General features: G+C 50.4%; 2 protein-coding genes. Both read left to right on the top strand.

Features of this window, described 5'->3' with window-relative positions; all coding sequences use genetic code 11:
* Positions 1-526, top strand: a 526-nt coding sequence (locus SLS51_RS22945) for a ClpB D2-like domain containing protein (protein WP_323840800.1), incomplete at its 5' end; no start/stop codon positions are given.
* On the top strand, positions 523-1,323 hold the full coding sequence (locus SLS51_RS22940; RefSeq protein ID WP_323840799.1) for a helix-turn-helix domain-containing protein: 801 nt from the start codon (positions 523-525) through the stop codon (positions 1,321-1,323). The genes SLS51_RS22945 and SLS51_RS22940, both read left to right, overlap by 4 nt.
* Positions 1,324-1,477: the final 154 nt, after the last annotated feature.

Raw genomic sequence — 1,477 nt, 5'->3', positions numbered from 1 at the left:
GAACCTGTTCTATCAGGCATTCGATAAAGGTGAGTTGGCCGACGGGGAAGGCCGGGTGATTGACTGTAAAAATGTGGTCTTCTTTTTAACGTCCAACCTCGGCTATCAAACTATCGTCGATAATGCCGATAAACCGGCAGAGATAAATGACCGGCTTTATCCTGAACTGGCCGCTTTCTTCAAACCCGCCTTACTGGCGCGAATGGAAGTGGTGCCTTACCTGCCGCTGGGACACGACACCCTGAAAACCATTATTCAAGTCAAACTGGCGCGCCTCGATAACTTATTGCGTCAACGCTTCAATGCCGACGTCACCCTGAGTGATGAGGTGGCTGAAGAGATACTGCAACGGGCCACCCGTGCTGAAAATGGCGCACGCATGCTGGAATCGATCATTGATGGCGCTTTGTTACCGCCATTATCTCTGCTGTTGTTGCAAAAAATGGCGGCCGGAAAGCCGATCAGCACTATCCAGCTCACCGTTAACGACCATCAATTCAACGCGGTGGTTGAGGAGATACCATGAAACAACGGCTAAAAAGCGCATTAGCGTTACTGGAAAATGACTCTATCGAGCAACTGGTTCATCACTTTCTTGAGGTGAATCACCAACGCCAGCGTTTTGATGCCTTGCTGGTCTCTCTGCTTAACGTGAATGAAAGCCGTCTGGAATGCTACCGGCTGCCGGCACCAAACCAGATAAGCGCGCTGCAACTGGATGTCAATATCGGTGATATCAACCATCCGCTGGTCCAAATCTTGTATAAAGGCACCCCCACGACCTGGGGATCACTCAATCAAGGGGTACGCATCGACCATCGAAACTTTCGCCTCTTCGTTGAAGAACTGCCTAATCGCTGCGGCCTGCATGCTATTCCGTTGTTTAACTGCAACGGGCAGGCGTGTGGCGTGATTGCGGTTTTCGCCAAAGATGTCCATCGTTTTGCTGACGATAGCAACATGTTTTACATCTACTGCCATCTCATGCAACACCGATTGAAAAAATTGCAGGAACTGGAACAACTGCGTGACCAATTACGCCAGATCCGCCAGGTTTTTCAGACACAGCGCCAGAAAGAAAAACAGCTTGATGAATTGCTGGCTTCGTTAAGCACCACCGCCGAAAACAACACCTCAGCCGGCGTCTCGCACGATTACAGCAAAATCGACAATTTACCTCAGGCACTTGAAGAGTTCGAATGTGCAGTCCTGATACAACGCCAGCATATTTACGGCAACAACACCAAACAGATTGCCGCCAGCCTGGGTATTGCACCCCGGACACTGACGTACAAACTGGCGAAATACAGGTGTAAATTATGAATTTTCTGCTACTGGTCAGTTCATTAATCGCCTCTCTGACAGGCACCCCTGATACTCAGCCCGCTCAGGAAACCCCAACAGCGCCTTCACTACCCGCTTTGCTACAATGCCGGGCAGAACCGTCACCGTTGGTCAGAGTCGATTGCTACGACCG

Source organism: Photorhabdus africana, assembly GCF_035181445.1.
In the GTDB taxonomy this organism is placed as follows: domain Bacteria; phylum Pseudomonadota; class Gammaproteobacteria; order Enterobacterales; family Enterobacteriaceae; genus Photorhabdus; species Photorhabdus laumondii.
The sequence above is the reverse complement of the archived record's forward strand: the minus strand, read 5'-3'. Positions and strand labels throughout refer to the sequence as shown.